At 48.1% G+C, this 25171-nt stretch carries 18 protein-coding genes; 17 read left to right on the forward strand and 1 reads right to left on the reverse strand.

The features are described from left to right. Positions 1-101 precede the first annotated feature (101 nt). The 9 genes from WDY75_RS08985 to WDY75_RS09025 all read left to right on the forward strand — a co-directional run bounded on the left by WDY75_RS08985 (position 102) and on the right by WDY75_RS09025 (position 14802). On the forward strand, positions 102-2411 hold the full coding sequence (locus WDY75_RS08985; RefSeq protein ID WP_063480312.1) for a helix-turn-helix domain-containing protein: 2310 nt from the start codon (positions 102-104) through the stop codon (positions 2409-2411). A 277-nt stretch (positions 2412-2688) separates the two neighbouring features. After that, positions 2689-3699, forward strand: a complete 1011-nt coding sequence (locus WDY75_RS08990) for an ABC transporter permease (RefSeq protein WP_063480311.1) — start codon at positions 2689-2691, stop codon at positions 3697-3699. Further along, positions 3699-4580 carry a carbohydrate ABC transporter permease gene (locus tag WDY75_RS08995; RefSeq protein ID WP_063480310.1) on the forward strand — a complete coding sequence of 294 codons (882 nt, stop codon included), beginning with the start codon at positions 3699-3701 and terminating at the stop codon, positions 4578-4580. The genes WDY75_RS08990 and WDY75_RS08995 overlap by 1 nt, the downstream gene beginning before the upstream one ends. A gap of 62 nt (positions 4581-4642) precedes the next feature. Continuing rightward, positions 4643-6154 (forward strand): extracellular solute-binding protein, encoded by a 1512-nt coding sequence (locus WDY75_RS09000; RefSeq protein ID WP_063480309.1) that lies wholly within the window; start codon positions 4643-4645, stop codon positions 6152-6154. Positions 6155-6244: 90 nt separating this feature from the next. After that, entirely contained in the window at positions 6245-7921 is a 1677-nt protein-coding gene (locus tag WDY75_RS09005) for a DUF4091 domain-containing protein (RefSeq protein ID WP_006211943.1), read from the forward strand. A 209-nt stretch (positions 7922-8130) separates the two neighbouring features. Next, positions 8131-10992, forward strand: a complete 2862-nt coding sequence (locus tag WDY75_RS09010; RefSeq protein ID WP_063480308.1) for a polysaccharide lyase family 8 super-sandwich domain-containing protein — start codon at positions 8131-8133, stop codon at positions 10990-10992. 141 nt (positions 10993-11133) lie between these two features. Then, the gene (locus WDY75_RS09015; RefSeq protein WP_063480307.1) at positions 11134-12255 is read left to right on the forward strand and encodes a glycoside hydrolase family 88 protein; all 1122 of its coding nucleotides are present in this window, start codon (positions 11134-11136) and stop codon (positions 12253-12255) included. Between the two features lie 28 nt (positions 12256-12283). Beyond that, positions 12284-13141, forward strand: coding sequence for a DMT family transporter (locus WDY75_RS09020; RefSeq protein ID WP_006211940.1), 858 nt, complete (start codon positions 12284-12286; stop codon positions 13139-13141). Between the two features lie 149 nt (positions 13142-13290). Continuing rightward, positions 13291-14802 (forward strand): CehA/McbA family metallohydrolase, encoded by a 1512-nt coding sequence (locus tag WDY75_RS09025; protein WP_063480306.1) that lies wholly within the window; start codon positions 13291-13293, stop codon positions 14800-14802. Positions 14803-14937: 135 nt separating this feature from the next. Here WDY75_RS09025 and WDY75_RS09030 read toward each other — a convergent pair whose 3' ends face one another. Then, the gene (locus tag WDY75_RS09030) at positions 14938-15648 is read right to left on the reverse strand and encodes a MerR family DNA-binding transcriptional regulator (protein ID WP_063480305.1); all 711 of its coding nucleotides are present in this window, start codon (positions 15646-15648) and stop codon (positions 14938-14940) included. A 149-nt stretch (positions 15649-15797) separates the two neighbouring features. Between WDY75_RS09030 and WDY75_RS09035 the strand changes: the two genes are divergently transcribed. From WDY75_RS09035 to WDY75_RS09070, 8 genes are all read left to right on the forward strand, one after another. Then, on the forward strand, positions 15798-16676 hold the full coding sequence (locus WDY75_RS09035; protein ID WP_063480304.1) for an alpha/beta fold hydrolase: 879 nt from the start codon (positions 15798-15800) through the stop codon (positions 16674-16676). 143 nt (positions 16677-16819) lie between these two features. Beyond that, complete coding sequence (locus tag WDY75_RS09040; RefSeq protein WP_063480303.1) at positions 16820-17776, forward strand: 3'-5' exoribonuclease YhaM family protein; 957 nt, start codon at positions 16820-16822, stop codon at positions 17774-17776. Positions 17777-17920: 144 nt separating this feature from the next. After that, the gene (locus WDY75_RS09045; protein WP_063480302.1) at positions 17921-18322 is read left to right on the forward strand and encodes a hypothetical protein; all 402 of its coding nucleotides are present in this window, start codon (positions 17921-17923) and stop codon (positions 18320-18322) included. Positions 18323-18870: 548 nt separating this feature from the next. Next, positions 18871-19941, forward strand: coding sequence for a bifunctional 3-deoxy-7-phosphoheptulonate synthase/chorismate mutase (locus tag WDY75_RS09050; protein WP_063480301.1), 1071 nt, complete (start codon positions 18871-18873; stop codon positions 19939-19941). A gap of 454 nt (positions 19942-20395) precedes the next feature. Then, on the forward strand, positions 20396-21295 hold the full coding sequence (locus WDY75_RS09055) for an NAD-dependent epimerase/dehydratase family protein (RefSeq protein WP_063480300.1): 900 nt from the start codon (positions 20396-20398) through the stop codon (positions 21293-21295). Between the two features lie 510 nt (positions 21296-21805). Then, complete coding sequence (locus WDY75_RS09060; RefSeq protein WP_036643228.1) at positions 21806-22108, forward strand: helix-turn-helix transcriptional regulator; 303 nt, start codon at positions 21806-21808, stop codon at positions 22106-22108. Positions 22109-22249: 141 nt separating this feature from the next. Next, on the forward strand, positions 22250-23434 hold the full coding sequence (locus tag WDY75_RS09065; RefSeq protein WP_063480299.1) for an MFS transporter: 1185 nt from the start codon (positions 22250-22252) through the stop codon (positions 23432-23434). A gap of 331 nt (positions 23435-23765) precedes the next feature. After that, entirely contained in the window at positions 23766-24806 is a 1041-nt protein-coding gene (locus tag WDY75_RS09070; RefSeq protein ID WP_006211929.1) for a LacI family DNA-binding transcriptional regulator, read from the forward strand. Positions 24807-25171: the final 365 nt, after the last annotated feature.

Below are 25171 nucleotides of genomic sequence, written 5' to 3' on the forward strand. Positions count from 1 at the left end.
AATCTTCTGAACGATTAACAGTGACTCATTGCCATAATAGATCGTAATGGAATAGTATAAAGTAGTAATCATCGAGAGCTATAGTATGGGGAGCCTTGGACATGAAGATACGAGATCATAATCGAATGACCTGGACTAGATGGTTTATGAACAAGCCATCGTTTTACCGAAAAATGGTGTGGATCGCTTTATTATCGTCGATTGTTCCGATTATGATCTTGGGCATATCCAGCTACGCCATGACAACCAAAATGGTCAAGCAGGATGCAAGTCAGGACGTCTCGCAGATTTTGAATTATGCCTCACAGACGATTGATACAGGGATGGATCGAATACAGAATAATTTGATTCAGATGTTAATGGGGTCATTTTTCACCTCCGATTTTGCAGAGCAGAAACGTAACAATTATGCCGGGTTTTATTCCAATGTGTATCAGAATCTGGCAGCCTTTAAGAATGGAAATCCTCAGATCGAGGATATTTCCTTATATACGTTGGATGAGAATTACTTCATATCGGCTACATATGGCGGGCACAAGGCTGAATCTGAAGACGAAATCAGAGCAGCCCATCAATTGCTGAACGACAAACAGCAGCTTTATTGGAAGGCAGGCTATTCTCTCAATGGCAGAGAGGACGACAATGGCATTTCTATCATAAGCGCACTCCCCCTGCATGCCCAGGACCCGATAGGCTTTATTGGGATCACGATGGACAATCGAATGTTCGAATCGTTAGCCAGGCCCTTCATCAAATATGAGAATGAACGAATGTATGTCCTTGACGATACAGGCCAATTGGTATTCCATCTCAATGGCACCTCGGTTCCTCCGGAATTGTATGAAATGATAACGGTTACAAATAAAATTGGACATGAATTTGTATACCATTGGGATGGCAAGGAATACCTTGTTACCTCCAAGCTTTCGCCTATGTACAATCTGCTGTACATCGACATGATTCCAACAAAAGAGTTATACAGCAGCTCGCAGTGGATAGCGGGCATGACCTTGCTTATGGTTGTGATTGTTCTTGTCACCGGCTTCACATTGGCATGGGTTGGCGCGAAAAGAGCCTATCGGCCGATCAAAAAGCTGATGTTCCAAGTCAGCGGCAGTCAGACGGGCGATATGGGAATGGATGAGATCAGTTATGTCAATAAGCGCTGGACGGAGATGAACAGCAAGGCGCTTGAACTGGAAGGACAATTGAATGAACAGCTGCCGCTGATCCGTGAGATTTTTGCCCTCCGGCTGATGGAGGGACAGTTCACGCATGATCGCCAGGAGCATCTGGCGGCTCTTCTTGGCAGGTACAGAATACCGGAACAGCAATCAGCGGTCGTTTTTATCATTGCTTATGATCAATTTGTGGAAGAGGCCAAGTTTCAAGAGTCCGATAAGGACCTGATCCTGTTTATTATGAAAAATATTGCGTCGGAGCTCTTGGAGCAGAGCGGTCTCCAGGGAATTGTGATCAATGCCTTGAATGATCAAGTGATCGTGTGGCTCTGGACGGAGCAAGAAGAGGCCAGGGCATGGGAGCTTACGCTTAAGCCGGTTGTGGAGCAGGTCCGTCAGCAGATTGCCCATTATCTATGTTCGCCGGTGACAATTGGTTTAAGCAGAACGACAGACCAGGTGGAGTTGTTACCCGACTTGTACCGGGAAGCGCAGCTTGCCATTCATTCGCGCATGATTAACGGCGGCAACCAGATCGTTGAGAGCAAAGGCCTCATCAACTCCATGAATTATCGATACCCGACGGAGCTGGAAACTCATTTCACCGCGTCGCTTCAAGTAGGCAACTTCGCGGAGGCTGAGCGTATGCTGCATGCATTCTCTGATAAAGTGCAGACGGCCGTACATAATCCCGAGCTTATTCTGATGTCCTATGATCAGCTGTTATCTACGACACTTCGAACCGCGTATCTGATGGATATCGACTATGACCATTTATTTGGTCGTTCTACCTTCGAGTTATATACGGAAATGAGAGAGTGTGCGACGATTCAGGACTTGAATGAGTGGTTTAAGCGCGAATTGTTAGAACCGATTTTGCTGTCGCTCAGCAACAAAAAGAATCAAGAATACGAGCACCTTATTCATAAAGTTACGCTGTATATTGCTGAGCATTATCATCTGGATATTTCGCTGGATCAATGTGCGCAAATTTGTGGTATAAGCCCTCCTTACCTGAGCAAACTCTTCAAGAAAGTGAAGGATATTTCTTTTATCGAATATTTGACCCAGGTTCGCGTAACCAGAGCGATTGACTTGTTGGTTACAACGGATTTGCTGGTGAATGAAATTGCCGAGCAGGTAGGATACAACCCCAAGAATTTTATAAGGGTGTTCAAAAAACAGACCGGATTGCCGCCAGGGCAGTACCGTGAAACGCATAGAACGTAATCTTCCTTATTCGACTGACTTGCAATCGACGAGAAGTTAAGGACACTTCTCGTTTTTGCAAGTTTTTTTGTGCCGCGAAGAGGGTCTCATTTTTTAGTCCCGGGCCCGGTCAGGCTGTTGATTTATGAGTCATACCCAACGGGAGAATCCAGTCGTACCAAGGGATTCGCAATTTTTGCAGCGTCAGGCTCATCGGATGAAGAATTGGTCATTGCCCAGTGAATCGCCTGCTTGTAAGATGCAGACATGAAACACTTTGGTAAGCAAGTGGAACTTCATGATCATGCAGGAGGTGGTGGTTACCTTGTCGCAATCCAATACGGAGCACGCGATTTTGGCATCTGGTAGTGAAAGGGAACGAGGCGGGAAAAAAAGATCCAGGCTGGAACGAATGAAGGTGATAATCGCCCGGGAGAAATATTTATATGTGCTTGCGCTTCCGGGACTGTTGTTTTTCCTCATATTTAAGTACTTCCCCATCTGGGGTCTTGCTTTAGCCTTTCAGAATTACTCTCCGTATTTAGGCTTCTGGGGGAGTGAATGGGTTGGTCTTAAGTATTTTTATGATTTTTTTACGAACCCGGATTTTCTGCTTCTATTCCGAAATACGATGGCAATCAGTCTGCTCAACATTATGTTTTTCTTCCCGGTACCGATTGTTCTGTCACTGCTTATTAACGAAGTACGGAGCATGAAGTTCAAGAAGACGATTCAGACGATTATCTATTTGCCCCACTTTTTATCATGGGTCATCATCGCAGGCATTTGTTTCATTATTCTCGGTCAGAGCGACGGCATTATCAATAAAATTATCGTTGAGCTCGGCGGACAACCGATTGGCTTCTTAACGGAGCCTAATTATTTCTGGGGGCTTCTCACGGCACAGAGCATCTGGAAGGAAGCGGGTTGGGGAACGATCATATTTCTGGCGGCACTTGCCGGCATCAATCAAGACTTGTACGAAGCGGCACAGATTGATGGCGCAAACCGCTGGAAGCAGATGTTGAACGTGACACTGCCGGGCATTAAAAGCACAATCATCGTACTGCTCATACTGAGACTCGGACAGGTAATGGAAGTCGGATTCGAGCAAGTCTACCTGATGATGAGTTCTCCGGTTTCGCATGTAGCCGATGTATTCGACACGTATGTCTATCGGACAGGCATTCAGAACGGCCGATTCAGTTACGCGACGGTTGTCGGGATCTTTAAATCGGTTGTCGGTCTGCTCCTGGTTGTTATGGCCAATCGCTTGGCCAAAAAATTCGGTGAGGAGGGTCTTTACTGATGAAGCACTCCTTCGGTTATAAATTCACGAATGGAATGATTTATGCGGTGCTGTCCCTGATCGGACTGGTAACCCTGCTGCCGTTCCTGTACGTAATCATCATCTCGTTTACAGATCCAAGTGAATATCTGACCAAGTCTCTCATCCTGATTCCGGAAAAATGGAGCTTCAGCTCCTACCGATACATCCTGTCTACCGAGATGTTCATCCGTTCCTTGGGAGTCAGCGCTTTTCTCGCCATAGTCGGTTCCATTATCAGCATCATGATCACAAGCGCTCTGTCATATTCGCTTTCCCGGAGGCAATTCTTCGGCAAGAAATTCTTCTTGCTTGCCATTCTGATGACGATGCTGTTCAATCCCGGCATGATTCCAAACTTCTTGCTGGTGGAGAGCATGGGATTGATGGATACGATATGGTCGTTGATTCTTCCGGCTGTTACGAGTGCCTGGTATGTGTTCTTAATGAGAAATTTTTATCAGGAATTACCGGAGGAACTGGAGGAAGCAGCCAAAATTGACGGCTCCAACGATATCGGCGTGTTCTTCAAAATCATGCTCCCCATCTCGCTGCCTGCCATAGCCGCTTTCGGATTATTTTTTGCCGTAGGGTTCTGGAACACCTACTTTAACGGAGTGTTGTACATTAATTCGGAAGAACTGCGGCCGATGCAGGTCGTTCTTCAGATGATGCTGATACAGGCATCGACTAATGTGGCAGATCCATCCGTTGCCGCCATGCTGCAAAGCGAGCAGATGCTGCCTCCAGAGACCATCAAGATGGCAGCTGTGGTTGTCGCATCCCTGCCTATCATTCTGGTCTATCCTTTCTTGCAGAAGTACTTTGTCAAAGGTATGCTGGTGGGTTCCATTAAAGGTTAATAGCGCGGACATCACCATTACATATTGATTCTTAATGATGATACAAAGGGAGGGTCTTACACATGAAAAAAAGTAATTGGGTCACCATGCTATTCGCTCTGACACTCGCCGTATCCTTAGTGGGATGCGCCAAAGGGGAGAGCAAATCTGCCGAAGGCGAAGCTGCTGACGGTGAGCAAAAACCGGTTGAGATCAGTATTGGTACGATGACGTACGGGGAATCTCCGAGCAGTGATCTGGACAGCATCACACAGTTGAACGAGGAATTGAACGTCAAGCTGGATATCGATTTCTATCCAATCAACAGCTACAAAGAGAAAGTCAATGCGCTGCTGGCCTCCAAGAGTTTGCCTGATGTTATTTTGATAGAGGACATTCAGGATCCCGCATTCTCAACGGCTACCGAACAAGGAGCATTCTGGGATTTGACGCCTTACATCAAGGATTATCCAAATCTTGCAGCCTACCCGGAGAACGCGTATGAAAATACGAAGTTTCTGGGCAAGACATTCGGCATCCCGCGCGTTCGTCCACTGGACGGCCATGAATCCCTAATGATCCGCCAGGATTGGCTGGACCAGGTTGGCCTTAAAGCTCCTGCCACGATGGACGAGCTCTATCAAGTTTTAGAAGCTTTCACCAAGAACGACCCGGATCAGAACGGCAAGAACGATACCTATGGTATGGCACAGGCCAGCGTAAGCGGTTATTTGATGTCGATGTTTGGCGCGGGTACAACGTGGAAAGAGCAGGCGGATGGGACACTCCTTCCTTATTGGATGACAGATGAAGCCAAGACAGCGCTGGAATTCTGGAGCAAGGCCTATGCCGATGGCCTGATTACACCGGATTTGCCGGTCATGAAGTCAAGCCAGGTGAAGGAAATGATCATCCAAGGCAAAGCCGGGGTGGCTATTGCCAACGTTAATGAAGCCTTTATGTTTGGGCAAGAGCTGAAGAAAATCCATCCGGAAGCAGAGCTGAAAGCCTTTGAGATCCCTGCTGCTCCGGACTGCAAGAAATACCATGAGCAAGCTTACGGGTCCTACGGCGTATTTCTTGTGAATAAATTAACGGTAGACGAGGCGAAGCTGAAGAAAATTCTAGAGGTCTATAACGCCACAGCGGACGAGGAAGGCTACAATCTGATCACGTATGGCTTGAAGGATGTAGATTATACCGTTTCGGAAGATGGTTCCATCGTTCAGACCGATGAGGGCAAAAAGAAAGCGTATGGTACCGCTACGACAGCACAATGGATTTCCGGTTATTTTAACAAGTATCAGCGTGCAGAAGCGCCCGACATGCCGGCGGAAGTGAAGGAATATAACTACAAACTAATCGACGCCATTACAAACTCCTCGGTGGTTAACCCGGCTGCCGGTTTGCCAGTGACGGAAGCCTGGATGGAAAGAGGCGGCGACTGGCAGAAGAAGTTCGTTGACATGTATACCAATGTGCTTATCGGCAAATCGAGTTTGGCGGATTGGGATGCCTTTATTGCCGGACTGCAGGCCGATGCCAACTTCCAGCAGCATTTGAAGGATACGGCGGACAGTTACCAATCGAAGTAAACAAGGGATGGATGGTTCCCGGCACATTCGAAAATTTCGCTCGAGTTTGCCGGGTTCATTGTCTACACCCATCATAAGGGGGAGGAAAACGTGGATTCATTGTTAAAGGTGGAATCATTCGAAACCCGGTGTGTCAGTTCCTTGGTTAAGGTGTTTGCGGATGAAGAGCTTAACGCACCCGTACATCCTTGCGGTTCCGCACTGCGCGGCGAAACCTACTCTTATCAGATTGCATACCGTTCGAAAGTTCATATGAGATCTCTGCAGGTGGAAGTGGAGTCCGAACTGCGATCCAACCTATTTGTACGTAAGGTGGATCTGGTGCCCGCTAACTTTATTCATTATCATGATGCGGACGACCATGTTCTGAGGACGACACCGGGACTGTATCCTGATGCCCTTCTTCCGCTCGATGAGTTCGGCCTGACCGGGTATCCCGATCAATGGCGGTCCCTGTGGATTACAGTGGAGATACCGCGGGATGCGGAAGCGGGAATGTTCGATATCCAGTTCAGGATTATGGATGAGAAGGGTCAACAGCTGAGTCAGGAGTCATTTATGCTGGAGGTCATCGCTGAGACACTGCCTGACCAAACGCTTATTCACACCGAGTGGTTTCACGTGGATTGCTTGGCTACCCATTATCAGACAGAGGTATTTAGTGAGCGGCACTGGCGGCTGATCGGTGAATATGTAAACACTGCGGTTAAACATGGAATGAATATGATTCTGACGCCTTTGTTTACACCGCCGCTGGATACGGAAATCGGGGGAGATCGTCCGACGGTTCAACTTGTGAAGGTGGAGCGGACAGGTGGCAGCTATCATTTTTCCTTTGATCTGTTACAGCGCTGGGTAGAACTGTGTAATGCCAGCGGCGTGAAATATTTTGAATTCTCTCATCTGTTCACACAGTGGGGGGCAAAGTCTGCACCGAAAGTAATGGCTACCGTAGATGGACAATACAAGCCATTATTCGGCTGGGAGACTGCCTCCAATGATTCGGAGTATACGGTTTTCCTCACAGCGTTTCTAAACAAGCTTGTTCAATTTGTGAGGTGGAACGGGCTGGAGAAGCGTGTTTACTTTCACCTGTCCGACGAACCCAAGCTTGACGACCTGGAAACGTATCGTGCGGCGAGTGAGCTTGTGCGACCTATACTGAAAGACTTTCCGATCATCGATGCTTTATCGGATTATGAATTTTATAAGAGCGGGCTGATTGAACATCCGATTCCTGCCAGCAATGATATTCAGCCGTTTCTCGATCACGGTTTGGAAGGGTTGTGGACGTATTACTGCTGCGCCCAGTACAAACAAGTGTCCAACCGCTTTTTTCATATGCCGTCATCCCGCAATCGCGTGTTGGGGATTCAGCTCTATACATTGAAATTAAGGGGCTTCCTGCACTGGGGCTATAACTTTTGGTACGCACAGTTCTCCAAATACGCGATCAATCCATATCAGGTTACGGATGCCGGAGGGGGCTTTCCAGCAGGTGATGCCTTCCTGGTTTACCCTGGCGAAGAAGGACCGGTTGAATCGATCAGGCTGGAAGTATTGACAGAGGCGCTGCAAGATTTGCGTGCACTTGAGCTGCTGGAGCAGAAGGTGGGGCGTGAACAAGTAATGGCAATGCTGCAGGACGGGCTGGAGGAAGAAATATCGTTAACGGTCTATCCGCGTGAAGAAGAGTGGTACATTCGAAAGAGGGAACAAGTGAACCGTCTGATTAGAAGCAGCGCGGATCAGCGTGAGAATGCTTAGGGTGAAGCTGCGTCTGTATGGCCCACAGCCATCCAAGGATGCTTCGACCCTACACCGTGCGAACTGGGAGCAGTACACATAGGGAGCAGTGAGTGCGCGATATACACCATTTTGCGTCAGGGCGAAACGAAGAAATCCCGCGCTTGCGCTTGTGGATCAGCGGAATGAGGTAGAACGACTAAGGCTTCAGGCGGAAGGAGCACTTATATATGGATCTCGGATCAAGGCGGTTATCGATGGCAGTTGTTTTCTGTATGATATTTCAGGTTATCTGTGCAGGATTGCTCGGATCGAATCATCAAGTCCATGCCAGCGCTGTGGAGGGGAATCAAAGCCCTAATCTGATTCCGAATGGCGGGTTCGAGGAGGGTACACTGCTTCAACACCAGGACTGGGTCGGAGGCAAACCCGATGGTTGGAGCGCGTGGCTTCCAACGAGAAACGGACAGCAGGTTTCAGTGGTGAACAACCAGAGTCATCTTGGCAGCCGTTCAGTAGAAATTAAACATCAGGCTGCAGCCCGGACGGCCGTTGCCCCTCAGCCCATTACACCTGTATTGCCTGGCTTGGCTTATACCGTACAGGCTTGGTTGAAGACGCAGGATGTAAAACCTGCCGATGCCGGCAAGGGAGTATATATCCGTACTCAATTCTGTGCTGAGAACGGGAGCAAGCTCATGGACGGTCCTGCGATTCCTTTCGTGAAAGCGACCACCGAGTGGACGCTGCATGAAATGAAGATCGAGGTTCCAAAGGACCCCCGGATAACAAGATTGAAGGTAGAGATATTGCTTGAAACGGGCACGGGAACCGTCTGGATTGACGATGTTTCCCTGACTGAGACCGGTCCGGATATACCCGCACAGGCGTTTGATACGATCCGCCAGCGCTGGGCTTCGAAGCTGGTCGGCGGCGAAGGTGTTCAGATGAACGATCCGGATGCGGCTGCTAACGTGTCTGCGCTTGTTGAGCGGATGACAAACGGGGATAAGACGGGAAGATGGGATACGCTCAATAAAGGAGATCATCCTGATTCTTTATGGGACGGGGTGATCAGCAAGACGCAGAATGATTCATGGCGTATCTCCTGGGCCTACGGGATTATCCGCGACCTTGCCTTGGCTTATTCCATCGAGGGCTCGCCTCTCTATGGGAATGAAGCGTTGAAGAACGATATTGTACGGGCCATGAAATGGATGTACGAATATCAATACAATCCAGGCAAGAAGATCACGGGAAACTGGTGGGATTGGGAGATCGGAACTCCCCAGGAAGTTATGAATATTTTTGTGCTCATGCATGATGTGATGCCTCAGGAGCTTCTTAACCAATACCTCGCTGCCATCGATAAGTTTGTTCCCGATCCGAAGAAGCGTGTAGCGAACCCGGCAGCGGTCGAAACAGGGGCAAACCTGCTGGATAAGGCGCTTGTTGTTACTTTGCGAGGCATCGTGGGCAAGCAAGCGTCCAAAATCGAACAGGGCAGAGACTCCATTACGAATGAATTCCTATACGTCAAGCAAGGAGACGGCGTGTATGAAGACGGCTCCCTGGTCCAGCACAAAAATATTGCCTACACAGGAAGTTACGGCAGCGTATTGCTTGGCCGCATGGCCGATCTCTTCTTATTGTTCGCTGATTCGCCATGGGCCATCACAGATCCGAATGCCCACCATGTCTATGACTGGGTAGGTCGTTCCTTTGAACCGCTTATATATAAAGGCGCAATGATGGATTCGGTAAAAGGGCGCAGCATATCGCGTGCTGCGGATTCGGACCATCTTGCAGGACGCTCGGTTTCGATGACGATTCTGCGTCTGGCCCAGTCGGCTCCGCCTGCTCAAGCAGTAGAAATGAAGAGCATGGTCAAGGAGTGGGTGCTGAAGGACACGACATTTGACAACTATTATGCGGGTTTGCCGTTGTATGAGCTGAACCTGCTGAAACAGCTGATGCAGGATGACAGCGTCATGCCGCGCGGCGAACTTGTTCATACGCAGGTGTTTGCCGGTATGGACCGGGCCGTTCAGCTCCGGGAGCATTTCGGCTTGGGCATCAGCATGTTCTCTGACCGGATTTCCGCATTCGAGTACGGCAACGGCGAGAATGCGAAGGGCTGGTATACCGGGATGGGAATGACAAGTCTCTACAATCAGGATCTGAAGCAATTCAGCGATCAGTACTGGCCAACCGTTGACAGTTACAGGCTGCCGGGAACAACAACGGATCGTTCGTCCAAGGCTCCGGCAGAGTGGGGCTATTACATGAACAGCAGAGATTGGGTCGGCGGATCGGTAATGGATGGCGATTACGGTGCTGTCGGCATGGAGTTTGCTCTGGATCAAAGCACAGGCAGCTCTTTATCCGGTAAAAAATCCTGGTTCCTGTTTGATGATGAGATGGTTGCTTTAGGCTCGGATATCAAGAATCTATCCGGCAATCCGACCGAGACCATCGTTGAGAACCGGCAGCTGACGCAGGCAGGTGACAACAAACTCATCGTAAACGGTCGCGAGCTGCCGACAAGTCTCGGCTGGGAGGAAAAGGTTAGTAATGTCAGTTGGGCTCATCTGGAAGGCAATGTCACCGGGGCGGATATCGGATACGTATTTCCTTCCGGAGAAGAGGTGGCTGGTAAACGCGAAGTCCGTGCGGGCTCATGGAGTGAGATCAATAAGAGCGGTCCTGCTGATCCGATCAGCCGCAATTATTTGAGTCTGGCTATTGAGCACGGAACCGCTGTGAGTTCCGGGAGTTATGAATATGTATTGCTGCCGGGCAAAACGTCCGAACAGACTGCTGCGTATGCAGCGAGCCCGGATATTCAGGTGCTGGCTGCAACGGGACGTGTTCATGCCGTCAAGGAAAGCAAACACGGCGTAACTGGCATTAATTTCTGGGATGCAGGCTCTTTCCAGCAGGTGACGACCGATCACCCCATCTCTTACATCATGAAGGAGAACGGCGATATGCTGACGATTGCAGTGGCTGAGCCGACGCAGAAGCAAACGAGGGTGGTCGTTGATGTGGATAAGAGCGGACTGCAGTGCTGGCTCAAGATCCAACCGTGACTGTGCTTCAGATGTCACCCTCTATCCGGCTCGCTATGGATACACAGGGATCTGCGGGCAAGAGTCATACAATTACGCTGAGGCTTGATCCGACTTAAATGAATGTAAGCAGGATCTAGTTCATGGGGAGGGGGCAGGACCATGTGGAAAGCCGCAATTGAGGATGCTTTGGTTAAAATCAAAGACAATACGAAGAGATTCGGAGATCATTTTCCGCACGTCAGCTTCAATGGCAAATACGATCTGAATCCGAATGAGGATTGGACCAACGGATTCTGGAGTGGAATGTTATGGCTTGGCTATGAGTATTCCGGCGATGAAGCTTACCGTGAGACGGCTCGCCGCACCGTCCAAAGCTTTAAGCGGCGAATGGAGTCCCATCGCGTTCTGGATCACCATGATATCGGTTTCCTGTATACCTTATCCTCACAGGCACAGTGGATGGTGGAACGCGATGAAGAAGCCAGGGAATTGACACTGCAAGCGGCGGATGTACTCATGCGCCGCTGGCGTCCTAACGGACAGTATCTTCAGGCATGGGGATTGCCTGAAGATCCTCAGCACGGCGGACGAATGATCATCGATTGCCTTATGAATCTGCCGCTGTTGTTCTGGGCTTCCCAACAAACAGGGGATGAACGCTACCGCGAGGCTGCCATCAAGCAGGCGAATCAGAGCCGTCGTTATCTGGTGCGCGGAGACGATAGCTCGTATCATACATTTGTGTTTGATGTAGAGACGGGAGAAGCGATGGGTGGAGCGACACATCAGGGCTATACGAACGGATCGACCTGGTCCCGCGGTCAAGCGTGGGGCGTGTACGGGTTCGCACTGGCATACCGCTATACGGGGAACCCGCTCTACCTGGATACGGCAAAGCGCATGGCGACTTATTTCATTCGGCACCTTCCAGAGGATCATGTGGCGTACTGGGATTTTGACGTTCCCATGGAGAAGGATACGTACCGTGACAGCTCGGCTTCTGCCATCTTTGCGGCGGGAATGGTTGAACTGATCAGTCATCTGGATGCTGGAGACCAGGACCGTGCGGAATTCGAGGAGAAGCTGAGGCTGACGCTGGAATCACTTGTGTGCCATTATTCAACGATTGGCGAACAAGACGCCGAAGGATTACTGAAGCATGGAGCCTATTATGTGAGAGGAAATACAGCGCCGGACGATTTCATGATATGGGGCGACTATTTCTATCTGGAGGTCTTGATGCGCATGGATCGAGGCATCAAGGGATACTGGTACGAATAGGTGGATGTAACGAAATGATGAGGTAAACATGACAACATTAGCATTGTTATTAGTAATAGCGTCGGGCTTCACGCATTCCATATGGAACTTGTTTGCGAAGCGAAGCATCAATAAAGACGTGTTTCTGTGGTTAATCAACATCCCTTGTTTCATTCTGCTGACCCCCGTCGTTGTGGATTGGTTTATGAACCATACCATCCCTTTACGGGGCTATATTCTCATCTTACTATCGATTTTACTTCAGAGCGGATATTTCCTGCTGTTGTCCAAAGCGTACCAGCACGGAGAAATTTCACAGGTGTATCCGATTATGCGCGGTACCGGAGCGCTCCTGGTTCCTCTTCTCAGTGTCATGATCTACAATGAAGAGCTCTCCGTTTACGGCTGGGCAGGACTTGGACTTATCATTTTCGGTTTGATCCGGATCGGCGGGTTTAAGCTGAATCGAGCGCTGCTGAAGGACAGCCAGTACGTAAAGGGGCTTATGTTCGCCTTTGGAGTCGGCTTGTGCATTACAGGCTACACCCTTACAGACAAACTCATTCTGGAATATATTTCGCCGCTTGCTCTGCTGGGATTATGTAACATCGGTTACATGCTGGTGCTGACAGCCCCGGCACTCCGTTCGAAGAAGATCAGGGAAGAATGGAGAAGCAATGCCGTGGCACTGGTGGTGGGATCCATCTTGTCACCTGGGTCTTACCTGTTGTTCTTATATGCTATGAATCTGGGGCCGCTGTCCCATCTTTCACCCATTCGCGAAATCGGAACCGTGTTCGGGACATTGCTGGGCATTCTGATTCTGAAGGAACAGCAAGGCAGATTACGGATCGTCATGTCGATTGCGATAACAGCAGGCATTATTATGATTGGAACGCTTGGATAGCACGAAAGTGATCGTCCTTCCTAATAACGTGAGTGACATGCAGCGAAGGATGATGCATCCTGTCGTAACTCGGTTAACGAAGAGACTTGAGGTTACGAGGATCAGATCTTTATGTTATAGATATTTTGGGGCCGGAAGGTGAATGAGAAATGAGCAGGGGACGCTTATCTGTTACGATGGAGAGTTTAACGGAGTTTTTTTCGATTGAAGTAGAAGAGGGCCAGCAGTGGCTTGCATTGCGTTTGCATTTTGAAGTGGAGCAGTCTTGGGCAAGGGCATACTTGTGGGATGCCGAGCATTCATTACGCTTCTGTTTTCTCGATGGCGGGAACGAACGTCTGATTATAGTACATGAACAGCCCGAATCTACCAGTCCGATCGCCATACCAGGATCGATTATGCCGGGAACATGGAGACTGGAGCTCAGCGCGAACCCAGGTAAACAGGTGGAGGCAGAGTGGGACACAGGCAGCGGTCCTCTGCCAGAGCCATATCAGTCGGAACAACTGCAAGGGGACCGGGAATATTGGAGTTCGGGAGGAGAACATGCCGGCTTTGTGCTGGATCGTTACGACTGGAAGAAGGTATGGCAGGAAGGGAGCCGTTGGTACAAGGGGGATTTCCATACGCATACGGTGCTGTCCGACGGTAAGATGACCCAGAGAATGAACCGGGAACAAGCAGTCAAGCAAGGGTTGGATTTCTTCACGGCCACGGATCATAACGTGCTCTCGACTTCCTGGCCGATTGGAGATGTGCTGGTTATTCCAGGCGTGGAAATCACGGCGGGAGATGGTCACTGGAACGCGCTTGGTCTGCGGCAGTGGATGGATTGGCGTTCTTCCGCAGGGGACGGTGGGTTGACTACACAGCAGGGTATGGACCGGCTGATGAAGGAAGCAGCGGAACAGGGAGCTGTATGCTCCATCAATCATCCCATGCTGGCTCCATGGGCGTGGCAATACGGGGAAACCTCATTAAGCGCTGTTCACTCGATTGAAATATGGAACGATCCAACCTATTCGCCGAATCCGGTTGCAGCGGAGAAAGCGTTGGAATTGTGGAGCGTTTGCTGGAATGCAGGGCATAAGCTGACGGGGATTGGCGGGTCTGACTCTCATATGCTTCCTACGGAACGTTATGAGGACTGCGATATGCCTTCCTTGATCGGTGACCCGGCAACCTATGTCTGGTGTGAGCACCTATCGGCGGAGTCTGTTCTGGAGGGGGTGCGCCGTGGTCACGTATACGTATCACGGGGGCCCGTCCTTGAGGCTGCGATTCGGGCAGGCCGTGATGAATATCGGTTTGGCAGTGACATGTCCGCTGCCTTTGCAGGCAAGGATGCAGCAGAGGATAACCGTATGATTTACTGTACGCTGCGTATAACAAGCGAGGCGAATGTTCAAGTCGCGCTGGTTCATAACGGCAGGATTGATTCTTCCCAAGCAGCTGTGTCAGCTCAAGAGGAAGGTCAGCCTATTATACTGGAATGGGCGATCCCATGGGAATCGGAAGGTTACCATTGGTACCGGTTCGATATCCGTGATGAAGCGGGGCAGCTTCTTGCGTTCACGAACCCGGTCTATCACGGCTCTAAACAGCCACAGCCCATGACCTGGAGTGAACTTATAACACGCGCCGACCTGTCCGAAATCTGAAACCCTTAACAGGGTGATTATAGGTCTAACAATAGTATAACTAGAGGGTGTCCCAAAAGATCTTAAATCTTGCGAGATGCCCTCTTTGCACGAATTTGTTCTGAATCGAGTTATACAAAGTGAATTAGAGCTTACTTATGGGACAGCCCCTGTGAAAAAATGTATATATTTCATCAGTTCTGCTATTCCTTTCAATTGCAATAATAGTTGATTGTTCAGATTTTCCAAAGCCAACTGAAAGGAACGTTTGATGTTACCATAGTTTTGTGTGTCTAAATCATTTAATAACTTCTTCATATTTTCTATATAATAAACGGTTTTTCTCAAACTGCTTATGACCAGTATTTTACGCAGTTCAGGGATGGAGAACATTCTGTAACCGTTTTCTTTGTTTCTCTCTGAATGGACTAACCCTTCATATTCCCAATGACGGATAGCTGATGTATTTACTCCCGATATTTTTGCAGCCTCTCCAATACTCATCCATTCATTTAATTTCACATTTTTATATTTAGTAAAATCAGTGTTTTGAATCATGCCCAGTATTTCTTCCACTCGCTGTTTCTCCACTTGTATATGGAATTGCTGTTCATTCACTAACCAAAGGGCTTCTTCAAACCTTCCGTGTTTAATCATTCTCATGACTTCGTAAACCATGGGGATGTCATATCCTTTTAACAAGGCTCTAATGGCAGTAAAAGCTTGGAAGTGCATCGATTTATAGTAACGGTGATTACTTTTTGTTCTCGGTACAACAGGAATGAGGTCTTGTTCTTCGTATCTTCTCAGAGTTGTTGTACTAACATTTAAGATATTTGCAATTTGTTTAGGGGTATATGATTCCATTTATTAACTCCCTTTTTAAAGTAGAACCTTCAAGTGCTACAATAACATATTTTTCATAAAGTCCTAATACAGGAAGGGGAAAAACTGAAAAACTGAAAGATTGCATGAATGTTATATGATATTCGTATAACAATTAAGGAGTGATCGAAATGGAGAAGATCATAAAGCTGATAGATGAATCCGAATTGAAGGTTGGTTTAGTTGGAAATCCCAACTCTGCAACAATCATGCTCCCGGTTGCCAAAGAATCCGTTTATGGACAAGAAGCCGAAAACTTAAAGTTGTGGGGAGTAGACCCTGAATTAGGAAAACATTTTATCGAGGGACTCGCAGACAAGTTTCAGATTTTATATTTTGACTATGAAGGACATCGTATGCAGCATCCGGTTCCAGAGAATCTCACACCTGAAAATATAGTAAAAGATCTGTTGACTATTGTTGATGAAATGAACGTTAAGAGGTTTAGTTATTATGGTTATTCTTGGTTAGCTTTAGTTGGATTACAATTAGCCATTCGGACGGATAGACTAGAAAGCTTAATCATGGGTGGTTTTCCGGCAATAGACGGTCCCTATAAAGAGATGATGGTGGTGACAAATAAAACATACGAACAAGCTTTGAATAATCAAAATTCTCCTGTTATTGATGAACAAGACCAGAGTAGTCCAGAAAAGATTGATTGGGATCACATCCAGGTAAAGATCAACCCTGATCAAACGAAACAGTTTGTTACAATGTACGAAAATTTGATGGAATTTGATGATCGAGAAATTCAACATAAATTGGTTATTCCGAGATTGGCGTTTGCTGGGGAAAAAGACACCATTGTCTATGGAGAAAACTTTGGCAGTGTTACAGTTGATATTATCGGTATCCTTCAAAAAAATAAACAAGAGTTAGAACACCTTGGATGGGATGTAGAAATCTTAAAAGGAAATGATATGGATCACACCAAAGCTATGCAGCCTAACACGGTTCTTCCATTGGTAATGCCCTGGTTGATAAGAAAGTTGAATATAACTCGTTAAACTTAGCGATTCGATACCCTAATTCCGATAGAGTGCACCGTAAGAGGATAGACAACTAGAAAGCGAAGAATCCCGTGTGATGGACGCCTTGCACGGGACTTTGTTATAGTTAACCTAATGGGATTTTTTCGGGGAGGGAACAGATGAAGCCTATTAATAAACTTAGCATACAAGACGATTTCGTCGGCTTTTACTTGTTAAAAGAGTTGAATATGAGACAGACCAGCGGCACGCCCCCAAAAGATTATTTTGATATTGTGCTCTCGGATGCCAGTGGTCAAATATCCGCCAAGTACTGGGATGTGACCATTCAGGATAAAGAAACGTTCTTGCCCATGCAATTAGTTAAGATTCAGGGAACCGTTCTGAGCTACCGGGATCAGCCTCAAGTCAAGATCAGCCGAATCCGGAAGGCATCCGAGGAGGATGGTGTTTCGTTGACTGACTTTGTGAGGGCTGCACCGATACGCCCCGTTGATCTGTTACATACGATTAAACTGACGATGAATGAGATTACGGAGCCGCAGATAAGAACAATCGTGCAGTATTGCGTGGCGAAGGTGGAGGAGAAGCTGATGCATTATCCTGCTGCGAAAACCTATCATCATGCCTACTTTGCCGGACTTGCCTATCATATAGTGCGCATGCTGGAGATAGGCGATTTCATCTGCAAGCAGCGGCCATTTCTGAAGCCTGACTTCATCAAGGCGGGCATTATTCTTCATGATATCGCAAAGCCGGAAGAGATGATTGCACAGATGGGCATCGTAACGGATTACAGCAACCAGGGCAAGCTGATCGGACATATCGCCCTCGCCTCCAACTGGATTGTGGAGGCTGCGCTTCAGAACGAGATCCCGCTTGAATCCGAAGTGGTCCTGGGCTTGCAGCATCTGGTGCTGTCTCATCATAATCTGGGAGAGTGGGGGAGTCCGGTTCAGCCGCAAACGGCAGAAGCCGTTGCGCTGCATCACATCGACCTGCTGGACGCCAAGCTGCAGATGGTAGAGGATGCCCTGGATACAACGATTGAGACGGAGCCGTGGACACCGATGATCCGTGGACTCGACAATAAGGCGATTTACCGTTTGAAGGCATGATGATGGCTGGAGAACACTAGTAATCTGAGCCATCAGATTGGTCGTAAATGCACTCAACAACTAATGTGAACGCAATTCAGTCAAGTAACATATGGTATATGGTCATTTGACTAATTGAGAACATGTTGCGGAGGGAACAAATTGATGCATTACAACGACCGTCTAGTGATGCCACACCCCATTCTTCTAGAGGCCAGGCAAGTGGCTCCTAATCAGATTGTAATGATGTATGATAAGCGGACTGATTTAGCATCAGCGACTACTATTTCCAATTACTGGATTAGAAGTAATATGGAGAGTCCAACGGGTATAGCAAGCGTAGGAATGGGCGATGCACTTACAACGGCAAATTCAATACGCCCTGAAATGGGAATGATAACACCTGCTGACCATACAGGTATGAGGTTTGTTATGACATTTAGAGGGAATGCAGTGCCAGGTATCCTATACGTAGTGCTTCCTTGTTTTGTTAATTTGGAGGGAATGGCAGGTTATATGGGGGCTAACTGGGGACCCTCTAGCAGAAATGCATTTATCGGAATGTAGGTTCTCGTGCTTGGACAATAACCAACTATTCGCTTCAATCGGATCCCTTGCGGCTTGATTAGGATACGGCTTGCAAATCCTGTGTATCAAGGGCAGAAGGTGAATGTTCGTTCCTGACAGGAGGGACCGGCCATTTAAATCTTTGCTGCATCAAAGCAACTGAGCGTTAAATAAAACTCTTGCATATCCGTACTGACTGTAATACAATGCATCTAAATTAACTAACACGATATGTTAAAACAAGCGATGATGGAAAGAGTAAGCGAAATAACGTTCCTGACAGGAAAGGGCTGCCACCGACTGAGAGCGCCCGGGCGAAGGTTTTTGGCTGAAGTTCATTCCGGAGCTGGTATTCTGATCGTTTGCAATGCAGTGTGTGCAGGCTGTAGGATTACCCGTAACCCTTGCGTTAAGAGGTTCAAGTGAGATGTGTTTGTCTTTTTTTTCAGCATATCTAATAAGGGTGGTACCACGACTCCTCGTCCCTTTCCGGGCGGGGGGTCTTTTTGTTTTTTATATATCAGATAAATGAGAGGGAGAGATTCTGTATGAGTCAAGGACGTTTGGAACAATTAAGATCGGAGCTCGATTCCGTAAACCTACAACTGCTGGAGCTGCTGTCTGAACGGGCGCGGATTGCCCAGGAGATCGGTCAGGAGAAAGAGAAGCAGGGAGTGCCCGATTTTGATCCGGTACGCGAGAAAAAAATGTTGGATACTCTGGTTGAGTTTAACCAAGGTCCTTTTGATAATGAGACGGTGCGTCATTTGTTCAAACAGATATTCCAGGCATCATTAAAGCTGCAGCAGGTCGATCACAAGAAACATCTGCTGGTCAGCCGGAAGAAGAAACAGGAAGATACACTCATTCAGCTGGGGAACACGATCATCGGCAGCGGCACGCCAGTGATGATTGCAGGGCCATGCTCGGTCGAGAGTTATGAGCAGGTGCGCCAGGTAGCGGCTGCCCTGAAGGAGGCGGGCATTACCGTGATGCGCGGGGGCGCGTTCAAGCCGAGAACATCGCCTTACGATTTTCAGGGATTGGGTGTAGAAGGCTTGAAAATTCTGAAGGAAGTGGCCTCCGAGTTCGGGTTGAAAACGATCAGTGAAATCGTGGATCCTACTCACATCGAGCTTGCGTGCGAATATATTGATGTCATTCAGATCGGCGCCCGGAACATGCAGAACTTTGAACTGTTAAAAGCAGCCGGAGACGTCCAAACCCCGGTTCTGCTAAAACGCGGTCTTGCAGCTACGATCGACGAGTTCGTGCATGCTGCGGAATACATCGTATCCCGCGGCAATACGCAGGTGATGCTGATTGAACGCGGCATCCGGACGTATGAGAAGGCGACCAGAAACACGCTGGACATTTCGGCAGTGCCGATCCTGAAACAAGAGACGCATCTTCCGGTGCTGGTGGATGTGACACATTCCACGGGCCGTAAGGACATCCTGGCTCCATGTGCCAGAGCCGCGCTAGCAGCAGGTGCAGACGGAGTCATGGTTGAGGTTCATCCCGATCCGGCTACGGCATTGTCCGATGCGGCGCAGCAGCTGAATATTCCGGAGTTCCATGATTTCCTGGCTAATGTGAAGAAGTCGGGACTGTTGTAATTAAAGCGCACGCTTGCAGGTCCATGGAAGAAGATTAAGGGTTGAAAGAAACGAAATGAACCTCGTCACTTCTTACAGGGCGAGGTTCATTTCTGTTTCGATGGCGTGTGATTACATTTCAGACATAGGGTGCGGGGACTGCTCAGGGGGAGAATAGCGTGATACGGAAGAATAAATGGGGAATATTGGATGACAGGAGGCGATGATCGTGATTGATTTTGAATGGTATAGAAGCTTTTGCAGCATATACAAGTTTAATATCCAACAAACTGTACTTGGCATATCAAACCAAACATAAACATCTGCCCCAGCTTCATGCAACGATGTCTCGAATAAGGGATCATATATAAATATTTTTATGTATAATGCGTTATTTCATAATTTGTTTTATATATTGGACTGCCATTAGAATGAGGATAACTTGTTAAAGCTTATTCGTAGGAGGCGTTCATATATGAAGGTATTTGTTACAGGTGCTACAGGATATATCGGCGGATCGGTCGCGAAGGTACTGATCGACGCAGGACATACGGTTTACGGTTTGGTACGCAATCCGGATAAAATAGACGCACTAAAGGAACTGGGCATCGATTCGGTCCTGGGTACCTTGGATGATACGGAAGTTCTCGCCCGTTATGCTGAGCAGAGCGATGCGGTCATTCATACGGCGGATTCGGACCATCGTCTCGCTGTGGAGACCTTTATATTGGCTTTGCGCGGCAGCGGTAAACCCTTTTTGCATACGTCCGGGTCCAGTGTGATCGGCGATGATGCCAGGGGAGATGCTGTCACTGAGCAAATTTATGATGAAGAGACACCTTTCACGCCGATGGATACCCGGGAAGATCGCGTAGCAATCAACAACCAGGTGCGCAGAGCCGGAAGAGACGAAGCGGTCCGAAGTGTCGTAATCGTTCCTTCCATGATATATGGAGAGGCGCTTGGATTGCCGACAGACAGTGACCAGCTGCCTCAAATCATTCGGAAATCCCGTGAGGTAGGGGCAGGCGTTCATGTCGGAAAAGGCGTCAACCGCTGGTCCAACGTCCATATTCGGGATTTGGCGCAGCTATATCTGCTGGCGCTTACGAAAGCTCCGTCTGCGTCTTATTTCTTCGCTGAAAACGGAGAGGAATCCTACGGGGATATCGCCATAGCTGTCAGTAAAGCGCTCGGGTTCGGCGGAAAAACAGTCTCTTGGTCCGCTGAGGATGCGATCGCTGAGCTAGGGGATTGGGCGCGGTTCGCTATCGCTTCCAACAGTCGTGTGCGTGCGGTTCACGCACGGAATTTACTCGGCTGGAAGCCCGCAGAGGAATCATTGCTGGACTGGATAGAGATTCATTTAAAATAAGCTTTTTTAACCCAAACGGCAGAAATGCCGTTTTTTTTGCGTTTTGGCTCAGGTGATGTAACGCTAGCTTAGGAAAACACATGCGATCAGAAGAAGAAAGTACATGTTAATGGACGGGATATAGAGAGTTATAAAAACGCTTTAAAAATTCGGTGGATCCGACCCTGGGGTTAGGGCACTCGATTGTTATGAAGGAGATGGGCAAGCAGCATAAATCCGAGGGATTCATTTAGAAGAGCATCATGGCAAGTATTCTGCGAGAAATAGGGAAGGAAGCGATGTCGATGAGAAAAAATGGGGTTTGGTAATGAGGAGTGCGCTGATCGCCGTTGCGGCGGTCGGCTGTAATGGGACAAAGGCGGAGATGGCGTGGAATCAGGCGTTGCGGCTGATGGCAAGCTGTAGGGCCGGAACATGTTGGGGCCATCCTGCTGTACTCAATACGATATGGCATCAAGTCGTTCCGAAATAACATTTGACATATCGATGATTCTCGATATAATGATACGTATGAAACCAATAGAAGTTTTTAAAGCGTTGTCGAATGAATCGAGGCTCGAGATATTGCAGTGGCTCAAGGAACCGGAACAATATTTTACGCCCCACGAAGGGATTGATATGAGAGAAATCGGGGTATGTGTAAGCCAGGTGACTGAGAAGCTGAATATGACGCAGTCCACCGCATCGCAATATTTATCCATTCTGCATCGGGCGGGCCTGATCAAGACGGAGCGGTTAGGGAAATTTACGTATTATAAGCGGGACGAAGAAGTCATTCGTGAAATCGGTGAGTATTTGAAGCAGGAAATATAGCACAAGAACTGAATGCTTCCTTAAGAAATAAGGAATATTCAGTCTTGTTTTGCATTACATATCTACATATTACGATATGTATTTTTATTAGTTAAAACATCGATAATTTGCGATATATAAATATATTAAAGAGGTGGAATCATGACTGGTGTTTGGAAAGTTTATTTTTTGGCTATCGTCAGCTTTTTAGTAGGAACGTCGGAATATATTATATCTGGAATTTTGGATAAAATCGCGGATTCATTAGGGATTACGATTACCGCCGCAGGCCAGCTGATCACGATATTTTCAATGGTTTACGCCATTCTGACCCCTATTCTTATGGCACTGACAGCCAAGGTGGAGAGAAGAAAGCTGTTGGTTTATTCATTAGGCATCTTTGTGATTGCCAATGTGTTGTCCTATGCACTTCCGGGGTATATTCCGTTTGTTTTTGCGCGCGTTCTTATGGCGATGGGTGCAGGCATGGTCGTTGTCACCGCGCTCGGAATTGCTGCCCAAATCGCGGCTCCTGGCAAACAGGCTAGTGCGATCGCGACGGTAATTATGGGGTTCACAGCTTCTCTCATCATCGGCGTCCCTCTGGGACGTGTGGTCGCTGCCGCTTTTGGTTGGAAGTCGGTGTTCGGGTTTATTGCCATCCTGGGTGTGATCTCGATGTTTGTTCTATACAAGGCAATCCCAATAACCAAAGGAGATGCACCGGTCCCGTTACTCAAGCAGTTCGCGCTGCTCAAGAAGCCTAAAGTGGCCCTCGGGTTGGCGATCACGTTCTTTTGGCTGGGGGGATATTCCGTTGCCTATACGTACTTGTCTCCCTATCTGCTTATGGTCAGCGGTTTGAATGAAAGCTGGATTAGTGCAGCGCTATTCGCTTTTGGCTTAGCCAGCCTCATGGGTTCCCAATTTGGGGGATTCAGCACGGACCGGTGGGGAGTTTCTTCCACATTAACCGGAGGTATGATGCTGCATATTCTTGCCTTAATCGCTCTTACTTTTACCCATGCAGCTTCATCAGTCATTCCCGTGTTAGTCATCCTTGTTGTCTGGTCGTTAGCCGCTTGGTCCAGCGGTCCGGCGCAGCAGTTTAACCTGGTCCAGCTGGAGCCGAACTCCTCCGGTGTCATGCTTGGGTTGAACCAATCGATGATGCAGCTGTCCATGGCTGCCGGTGCAGGAATCGGGGGAGTTGCCGTAGAGCAGATCTCCTTATCGTCCATCACCTGGATCGGGGCAGTTGGTGTTGCTGTTGCCATGGCAGCGTCATTTGTATTGTTCCGGTTAGGCAAGGAGAAAAGCCCTGATCATGCTGCGCTTGAGACTTAAATGATATCCCTGTCAGCTTCCCTTCCAGATTACCGATCCTGACATATACAGCAGCGGCATTGACGCTGCTCCGGAATACAGGAATACAGGAATCCGGGAGACGCCGACGCCAACGCCAACATTCCTCCTCTTGCCAGTTCAATGATGGAGTGGGGGTCACCATTCCAGAGATGGTCGACAGCCATCCAAGCATGCCCCGGACCACGCACCATGAGTCTAGCTTGTCATCAGTGGAACAGTGTCAATTTGACGCCCCCAACCGGCAAAGTTTATGCTATGATCATGGATGGAGAAAAATTTGGTTCCAAATTTTGTGGAGGAGGAAGTGCGATTGGCTAAGCTTAAAGATATCGCCGAGCGGGTCGGGGTATCCATATCTACGGTATCGCGGGCAATCAGCAATGATGCCAGCCGTCCGGTCAGCGAAGAAACCAAGCAGAAAATCCGGGAAGCGGCACTTGAACTTGGTTACAAACTACATGAACCGTCCAGACACGCTAATGAGAACAACGGCACAGCGGCCAAGCGGATTGCATGTATCGTTCCCCAGCACCTGATGGATGATCACCCTTATTTCTCAACGGTATTAGCCGGTTTTCATAAAAAAATGGAGGAGCTCGGGCAGCCTCCAGCTATCGTTCGCACATGCGAGGAAGTGGGCGATGCGGAAAAAATACGGCTGATGCTGAGGGAGACAGGAGCCGAGGGGATTGTTGCCATCAGCTGGTACGACGAAGAACTGTTTGAACTGATACAGCAGAATGGTGTTGCGATCATGGGCGTAAGCCTGAACGATGAAAGGCTGACCGTGCCTGTTGTTGACTGTGACCGCATTCTATCGGCAAGGGCCGCAGTACGTCACTTGATTGATCAAGGACATACGCGGATTGCTTATATCGGAGGGCCCGCCTATTCCAAACAGATGGAGAGCGAAGAACGGTTTGTTGGATATAAATTTGCCATGCTTGAAGCGAACCTGCAGCTGCAGGGGGAGTGGCTGATGAATACAGGATGGAATGTGGATCGAAGCTTCAGCAAGATGTCCGAGCTTCTGGAACGGCTTCCGAAGGCGGAATGGCCCACTGCTGTTTTTTGTGCCAGTGACATGCTGGCTATACCTGCGATGCGTGCCGTTGTTGAGAATCATGGCAGCATACCGGAGGATATTGCGATTGTGGGGATGGACAATATCGATGTAGCCCAGTACACTACACCGCCGTTAACCTCCGTTTCCGTGCCCAAATACGAAATCGGCAGAGTAGCTGCCAAATCCATCGTGGATTATTTAGACGGACATTTTCCGATGGCGACCAAAATATTGCTGCCGGGTTCTCTAGTCGTTCGAGAATCCTCTCACTTCACCAGAAATTAATTTTCACATTAAAAGTTAGATTCATTAACGTTATAGGATAGTTATATACTCATTAAGCAGCGGCCAATAGGAAAATTGGCTGCTGCTTTTTTACTTTTTCTCACCAAAACGAGAAAAAGTTTGCGCCAAAACAATCCAAAAAATGTTTGACAATACAAAATCTCTATATTATTATGAGTGAAATTGCTGAGATATTTGGAGTGTTTCCTCTATTTGGAATCGAAGTGGAATAATCTTCGTATCGCTATACTGGATTTTTGATTGCGTTTTCATTCCTTTTTATATAAGGATATATAAAAATTGATCCAATTTCCTTCCGTTGATATTACATGTTCTTTATTGCAAGGGAACATGTCTCCTATATG

This window comes from Paenibacillus glucanolyticus, from assembly GCF_037333485.1.
In the GTDB taxonomy this organism is placed as follows: domain Bacteria; phylum Bacillota; class Bacilli; order Paenibacillales; family Paenibacillaceae; genus Paenibacillus_AQ; species Paenibacillus_AQ glucanolyticus.